At 61.1% G+C, this 7470-nt stretch carries 7 protein-coding genes; 1 reads left to right on the forward strand and 6 read right to left on the reverse strand.

What is annotated here, in order from left to right; translation table 11 throughout:
* Positions 1-503: 503 nt before the first annotated feature.
* Together F2P45_RS33495 and F2P45_RS36595 are read right to left on the reverse strand one after the other, a co-directional pair.
* On the reverse strand, positions 504-941 hold the full coding sequence (locus tag F2P45_RS33495) for a hypothetical protein (RefSeq protein WP_166882536.1): 438 nt from the start codon (positions 939-941) through the stop codon (positions 504-506).
* The gene (locus F2P45_RS36595; protein ID WP_187367256.1) at positions 934-1656 is read right to left on the reverse strand and encodes a hypothetical protein; all 723 of its coding nucleotides are present in this window, start codon (positions 1654-1656) and stop codon (positions 934-936) included. Before F2P45_RS36595 ends, F2P45_RS33495 begins: the two co-directional genes overlap by 8 nt.
* A 100-nt stretch (positions 1657-1756) precedes the next feature.
* Here F2P45_RS36595 and F2P45_RS33505 point away from each other — a divergent pair, with 100 nt between their 5' ends.
* The gene (locus F2P45_RS33505; RefSeq protein WP_166882537.1) at positions 1757-2866 is read left to right on the forward strand and encodes a transposase; all 1110 of its coding nucleotides are present in this window, start codon (positions 1757-1759) and stop codon (positions 2864-2866) included.
* Between the two features lie 170 nt (positions 2867-3036).
* Here the strand turns inward: F2P45_RS33505 and F2P45_RS33510 are convergent, their stop codons facing one another.
* The 4 genes from F2P45_RS33510 to F2P45_RS33525 all read right to left on the reverse strand — a co-directional run.
* A complete protein-coding gene (locus F2P45_RS33510; protein WP_166882538.1) occupies positions 3037-3489 on the reverse strand; it encodes a hypothetical protein in 453 nt (150 codons plus the stop codon).
* Positions 3490-4364: 875 nt separating this feature from the next.
* Positions 4365-4631, reverse strand: a complete 267-nt coding sequence (locus F2P45_RS33515) for a hypothetical protein (protein ID WP_166882539.1) — start codon at positions 4629-4631, stop codon at positions 4365-4367.
* 45 nt (positions 4632-4676) lie between these two features.
* Positions 4677-5768 (reverse strand): site-specific tyrosine recombinase XerC, encoded by a 1092-nt coding sequence (gene xerC, locus F2P45_RS33520; RefSeq protein ID WP_166882540.1) that lies wholly within the window; start codon positions 5766-5768, stop codon positions 4677-4679.
* Between the two features lie 11 nt (positions 5769-5779).
* Positions 5780-7470, reverse strand: a 1691-nt coding sequence (locus F2P45_RS33525) for an MTBMA_p00010-related P-loop-containing protein (protein ID WP_502572741.1), incomplete at its 5' end; no start/stop codon positions are given.

Raw genomic sequence — 7470 nt, forward strand, 5'->3', positions numbered from 1 at the left:
TTGCCAGCGGCGAAAACCGTGGATGACGTCGCGGCGCTGCTGCCGTGGAATATGAAGGATTTGCATACCCCCGATTTAACCAGCGGCGTGACTTCCTGAACAGTCTGGGGTTGATGGATCGCTTACGTAACACAGAGCGCAGCGACCCCGTATTACGCGGGAACCCAGGCGCAGCGCGGGTTCCCGCAGAAACCGGAGGTTGCGTGATGTGTGAGGGATTGGAAGGGGTGGCGGGGACTCCCCGCGCACACCGCCCATGACCGTATCTTGCTGGGGTTGTCGCGCCAGAGCAGATTTTCCGCAGCCCGGATGAGATACGAATAGCATACGGACAGCATACGACAAGGATACCAGTAGGATACAAACAGGATACGAGCAGAACCGTTTGGTGCCGACACTGCCAACTCTGCAACTTACTGCTCCGTCCGTGTCCGTTTTCCGGCACTGCCCCGTGCTGCTGCCTGCTACGGCGGGAACGGCGGCGGCGGGAACGTAAGACCCGTTTACACCCTCGTCAATATAGGACGTTCGCCAGCTGCCTCCAGCAATTCAGCCAACCACAAAGACTCTGATTTAGTCCCTAGGAAGACCGTCTTAGCTTCGGTCCTTAATAACGCAACCGCAGCTTTCATATCCAATGAAAGTGCAGATTGAAGAACTTTAACAGCACTTGCTTTTGACTTTACCTCGCTCATTACAACGCGCCATTCGCCATCACTTTCAATTAATAATTCGCGGATTTTTGAAGGTGGAAGCCCCACACCATCTGCTTCACTTCTAAGCCCACATGTGTCACAACTAGCCGACTCAAACCACCTCAATTTCCCGCGAAAATTCAGCTGCCCGACTTTTAAGGCGCCTAACGCACCGCAGCGGGGGCAAGACAGCGCTATTGGGTCCGGGTATTGAAGTTTTCCCGACTCATCAAATTCACTATTCATTCCAGCCTCTCATACGCTTGTAGCGGTCAATCGTGTCATAAAATCTGGTTTCTTTTACGGATCCTACTGGATGATGATCATAAATTCCTCGTTCCCACCATCTATGATGCAATTCTTCATGGACAATTACATCACGCAGCGAATCCCTCGACGAAAAGTTGGTTTTCCCAATTTGAGTTCCGGCGCCTTCCTGTGCAATGCCCGTGCGAAGAAACGGATTATATTCAGGCGTATAAGTCAGATTTAGATTCGGGAAATCTTCTTTAACGATTGAATCAATGGCCCTGTTTCGAACTACCGCACCTTTTCCAGTGACATGTCCGAGGTCAGGAGCATAGACCTGCGGCCCGGTCGCATAAACCTGGGCGCCACCTGCATGCTCAACGGCAGCCGCACGGCCTCCAACAACCGCTGAGCTATTTGCCCCACGAGGCACCATCGAAGTCACTCCAAGGAATTCCAGTTCCTTCTGGAAAAATCCGGGAACGGCTAGCAGCGTATTCAAAGCATCTGAACGTTGTGTGGGCGTGCTGGTAATCCGAGGGCCATATTGCCCATTCCGGCCAATTCCGTTCATCCCGCCCGTATGATTAAGCGCATCCTTTGCGACAGCACCGACTGCCGACCACCCATCTCGCGACAACAGATTATCTACCACGTGCTTGGCGTTGGCTACTTGCTGATAGCTATTCGAGGCACTTGCAAAACTGGTCACGCGTGTGAATTTGATCGCCGGACTCGGCCTGATGGAGGGGCGTGGGCGCCCATTTCTGGCATGATATTGGTTCTGAAGACAACATCAAAACGCCCACCGTATGAATATTATCGGACGCGACCTGATCATGCAACGCTGGCGTGTAATCCAGCATGAATTGATGCCGGAACTGAAGCAAGAATGCGGCGCATTGACGCCGAAGTTGGAAAAGCTGGTGCACATTCTCGATTGGGTTCGGATCGAAGAATGGGCGGTGCAGACTTGGCAAGGAATCGGTCGCAAACCGTACGACCGCAGCGCGCTGGCCAATGCCTTCGTCGCCAAGGCCGTGCTGGGCTTGGCGACGACCAGAGCGCTGATTGAGCGTCTCTCGATGGACCGCTCTCTGAAGCGCCTGTGCGGATTTTCGATGTCCAAGGTCGTTCCCGACGAGGCCACATTTTCGCGTGCCTTTGCCGAATTTGCGCAAGCGAAGCTGGCTGAACGTGTCCACGAGGCGCTGGTCAAGGACCATTTGGGCGGCGCGCTGATTGGCCACATCAGCCGCGATGGCACGGCAATTGAGGCGCGCGAAAAACCGGCGAAGAAAGCGCAGGCGCCGAAGCCGCCAAAGAGTAAGAAGCCGCGCCGCGGCCGGAAGAAACGCATCCAGGTGGCGGCGCCGAAACTGAACAGGATCCGGCAGCAGCGTACGCAGGGCTTGCCGGAAATGCTGCACGATTTGCCCAGCGTTTGCGACCGCGGCACGAAGTGCAACGCGCAAGGCTACAAGAATAGCTGGAACGGCTACAAGCTACACATCGATACAGCCGATTGCGGTGTGCCGGTCAGTGCCGTGCTCACCAGCGCCTCCGTGCATGACAGCCAGGCGGCCGTGCCGCTGGCGACGATGACGGCGGCACGCGTGACGAACCTGTATGACGTGATGGATGCGGCGTATTGCAGCAAGGAGTTGCACGAGCACAGCCGCAGTCTGGGCCATGTTCCGCTGATCGATCACAACGCGCGCGGCGGACCGAAGGAAGAGTTTGAACCTGCCGACGCCGTGCGCTACAGGGAGCGCACCGTGGCCGAGCGCAGCAATGCAAGGCTCAAGGATGAATTCGGCGGGCGCAACCTCCGGGTGCGAGGGCCGGACAAGGTGATGTCGCATTTGATGTTTGGCTTGCTGGTATTGACTGCCGATCAGTTGATGCGATTATTTAAATAGCCGGGCAACGCTGCTCAGACGATCGGTGTTGGTTGGGACGGCTTGCGTGACGCAAGCGGCGCAATCATGGGCGCTGTCAGCTGCGAATGGGCTGAAATGAAGAAATAGCTGCGGGCCGGAACGTCACACTGGCCGAATCTGTGAAAAAGTGCCCTGCCAAGGCGCTCATCTCAACTCGTCATCGCTGGCTCAGACAGTTTTGCAAGTGGCTCATTCGTCAGTGGAATTCGGTCAGGTTGGCGAGAATCCGCCCAGCCACCTTCAGACTGGCCCCAATCGGCAGCCATCTGGTCGTTGTGCGCTTGAACATCAGAATTGAAGTCAGCCAATGCTGCGCGTGCATCTTCCGCGCGAAGAGCTGCCAGAGCCTCTTTCCCCGAAATAGTTACTTGGGGAATCGCATTACCAGGGTAAGCATAAACGCCGCGATCAGTCTGCACTACCGGGATAACTTCGCCATTTACACCAGTGTACGTTTGCTTGACATAGACCTCATCTGCATCCAGTACCCCGTCTGGGAAATCAGCCCCGCCTGGATTAGGAGCCAAAGTGCCGCCATGCGCGCGCGACGGCCAATTTCGTTTCGGATATTCCCCCAAGGAAGCATAGTGATCGCCTTTCATAATCTCTTCATGTGTAGGTAAACCGACCTCGTCCCCACCCGTTCCGCTAGGGTTGCTACCACCAGCTCTACTCCACAAACTGTCATCCACGTTGGTGGAAGCAGCAGCATTCACCAGACTCTGCCCCAGCGCATTGCCGAATGCATTCGGTCCGACGTGAAGTCGTATACGCATTACGCACGCGCCCGTCAACCACGGGCTTTCTGGCCGATCAGCTCGTTCAACTTACCGCTATTTTAACTTTTTGGCGCCGACGTGAGGTTTTTGGCGGCGCGATCGCGATGACGTCCGCTTCTGGCTGCGCAGTTACGCAGTTACGCAGTTACGCAGTTACGCAGTTACGCAGTCACAGAGTGCGCGCAGCGCCCGCAGGGCGCTGCGCTGGTTTGGTTTTGAAGTAGAAGTTGCGGTTGCGTTGAACCTGACTGACGGCAGCGCGCGGCTGCAAGCGCCGGGGGCGCGCGCGCCGTAACCCTGACCGAACCCTGCGCTTTAAAGCGCACATGCTGGCCTGGCAGACGCGCAGGGGCGCCAGACATAACGCCTATTCTGTCAACCCGAAGGGCGCGAAGCGTAGCGCAGCGATCGCCCCAAGGAACGCAGCGCAGCGTAGTGAACGGGGCGATTTGCAACAGAATGCCGCGTTATGTTAAAGCGGGCGCGCAGCGACCGATTTACCCCGGAGAGGCTGTGCTCTTGCGTTGCCGTTCAGCCTGGCTGACGGCGAAGCGCGGCGGCAAGCGACGCAGGAGCGCGCTTCGTTGGCCCAACTTGCAGCAAGCGTGGCTCTTGCCTCCGCCCTGCGGCTGGCAGTACCGCGCAGCGGCTGACCAGGGTGTTCAAGCATACCAAGCCCAACAGTATCCCCGCCAACGTTACCGCGTAACGCCCCCTGCACCGAAGTAGGCATCCCATTCCGGCGTATCCATCTTGATGCCAGCCAGTATCCTGTCATCCTCGGCAAGCACGAGCCGCTCCAGCATCTCCCGCTGCGTTACGCCGTAACGATTGGCGATACGCACCAGCGCAAGGTGCGCCGCCGTACTCACCCAGGTATTCAACCTGCGCTCGCCGTTGCCATCGGCCGCCGTCGGCCTGCGTGCCCGGTACTCGGCCTGTCTCTGCGCTGCTGTTTTCGGCATGGCATTCTCCTTGAACCTGCATCGTTACCGCGTAACGTCCAGCCGCTACGCACCATCTTCCTCGTCCGCCTCGGCGTCCAGCGCATCGCGCAGCACTGCGGCCTCGTCACCATCACCCCCGGGCTGCACATCCTGCGCCGCCGGCAGCGCACCCCGGCTGCGCAAGCCCGCACCCGGATGGGTCGCCGCATGAATCGCCTGCAACTGCCTGATCGCTACCTGCGTATAGATCTGCGTCGTCGACAGCTCGGCGTGGCCCAGCATGGCCTGTATAAACCGGATATCGGCCCCGCCTTCGAGCATCAGGGTCGCCATCGTGTGCCGGAACAGGTGGCAGCCGCCGCGCTTGCCCACCTGCGCCTTGTCCACGTACTGCGCCACCGTCGTCGACAGCCAGGTCGGGTTGAGCGCTTCTCCGTACAGGCTCAGGAACAGGGTCGGCTCCTGCGCGTTCCACGCCAGCGCCGGTCGCGCCAGGTCCAGGTACTGCCGCACCCAGTGCAGCGCCCGCGCCCCGACCGGGATCAGGCGGTCCTTGTTGCCCTTGCCGAGCCGGATCAGCACCACCTCGCGCTCGAAGTCGATGTCGGCCTGCTCCAGCCTGGCCAGCTCCATGCGCCGCATGCCGGTCGAGTACAGCACCTCCATCATGGCGCGGTCGCGCAGCCCGAGCGGGCTGGCCGTGTCGGCCCCGGCCAGCACCTGCTCGGCTTCCCCGGCCGACAGCACGAAGGCCGGCAATCTGCGGATGCGCCGCGGCAGTTCCAGCTCCGACGCCGGGTTCGCATCGAGTTCGCCGCTCTTGGTCAGCCATTTGAAGAAGCTGCGTAAGGGCACCAGCTTGGCGCGCTGGCTCGCCACCGACAGCGGCGCCCCGTCCTTCTTGCGGTAGTGGTGCAGCCAGCGCTGGTAGCGCTCCAGCACCGGATGCGTCACATGCCGGGGATGCGTCACGCTCCTGGCGTCGGCCCAGGCGATGAAGTCGCGCAGGTAGCGCTCCGCGTTGTAGCGGCCCTGCTCGGTGTAGCCGCGCACCGCAAGGTGCTCCAGATAGCGCCGCATGGCCGCGTACAGCCCGCGCGCATCGTTCGGGTTGCCGACTGCCGTATTGAAACGCCTGCTGCCGTCCTTGCGCATGGCCGCCTCCGCTACGCGGTAACAGGTACGACCGGATCGAACGGCGCATGGCCGTTCGCCTGGACGTGCGTTTCCAGACCATCACCGGCCGAATCGCCAACGGCGCCTTTCGCCATATGGCCTTCTTCGTTCAGACCATGCCCCGACCGCCCCCCGACCGGGGGCCGACCGTGGGCCGACCGCTCCCCCTTCACCCCCGACCGCTCGCCGTCGTAGTCCAGCCGCGCCACGTCGATCAGGCCGCACAGGTGCCGTCCGTCGTCGCCGCCGTCGTACACCAGCTCGTACTCGAAGGTGGCGCCGCGCCGGTGCACCATCACATACTCAAGTTCGGCCAGGCGCGCCAGGTGCAGCTTGAGCTGGGTGTCGCCCCAGCTGGTTTCGTCGCGCACCTCGCGCCGCGTAAAGCGGAACTCGCCCGGCGCCACGCCCAAGGTTGCGCTGCGGTCCACGACCCAGTCACGCAGCAGCATGAGCAGGCGCCGCGTCTGCGGCGGCAGTTCGTCCAGCGTGCGCCCCAGCACCTCGTGCGCGATGCGGTTGGCCAGCCCGATGTCCTCACGGGTCGCCTCGATGTAGGCCAGCGTCTGACCATTGTGCTGAACGGTTTTTACTTCCCGCTGATGCTGGTGCAGCAAGGTGATGGCCCGGATCAGGGTCAGGTATTTCATGTGGTCGCGCCGCATGCGCGTCTTGTCGTCCAGGAAGGTCAACTGGTCGGCGTACGGATTGACCACGCACACCGGCGCAATCAGCCGCTGCGCGTTCTTGTGCAGCGCGGTGATCGCCTGTTTGTCGTTCTGGGCCAGCATGCCGGCCAGGGTCTGGCGGCTGCGCTGGCGCGCGTGGATGGCGCGCGTCTGCTCGCGGCTCTCGTTCACCGTCAGCACCAGGCAGCGGTTCATCAGTTCCTCGTCGACGTCGATGGCGGTCGTCGTCAGCATCAGCATTACCGGCCCCTTTACCCGGTACTGCTTGGTCACCAGGTTGCCCGTCACCTCGTCCTTGCCGGTCGAGGCCATCGTCAATTCCCCATCCGACTGCAGCAGCTTTAAGGCATACGCCGCCTGGCGCACGCCTTCTTCCTCCGCGATCGCCAGGATCTTGTGCTGCATGTCGTTCTCGCCCAGGTAGAACAGGCTCTGGCCCGTCATGGCGCTGTACTGGATCCGTTCCTCGTCCGGCACCATGGCCAGCACCGCCTCCATCAGGCTCGATTTGCCGGCCGCGCTGGACGACTGGATCAGGATCGCCAGCGGCGCATCGAGCTTGCGCGAGATGGCCGCCAGGTAGCCGGCCAGCAGGTTGTTCGCCTCGCCCACCACGCCGCAGCGCTCCATATCAAGCACGATGCGAGATACCAGATCGGGCGACTTGAGGAGCTCAAGCGCCGCCGCCTCCTCGTCGGCCGACAGCGGCGGCACCTTGTTCTTGGGCTGGATGGACGCGCGAATCGCCTCGTCCTGCAGGGTTTCCAGTTGGAGCAGCACATGCCCCATGTCGCGTTTGACGACGTCGTCAAGCAGGCCAAGCTCGATGGCGGCCTGCTTGATGTACGCGCTCCTCGCGCGCGCCGCGTACAGGTCCAGGGTGTCGACGTGGTAGCTTTCAGGAGCGCCGTCGGCCGCGCTTCTGCGCACCTGCAGGTTGACCCGCATCTGCTCCGGCGACAGGTTCTTTTTCCAGCCGCGCACGCGCCAGT

Origin of the sequence: Massilia mucilaginosa (assembly GCF_011682145.1) — a bacterium.
Classification (GTDB): Bacteria; Pseudomonadota; Gammaproteobacteria; order Burkholderiales; family Burkholderiaceae_D; genus Telluria_A; species Telluria_A mucilaginosa.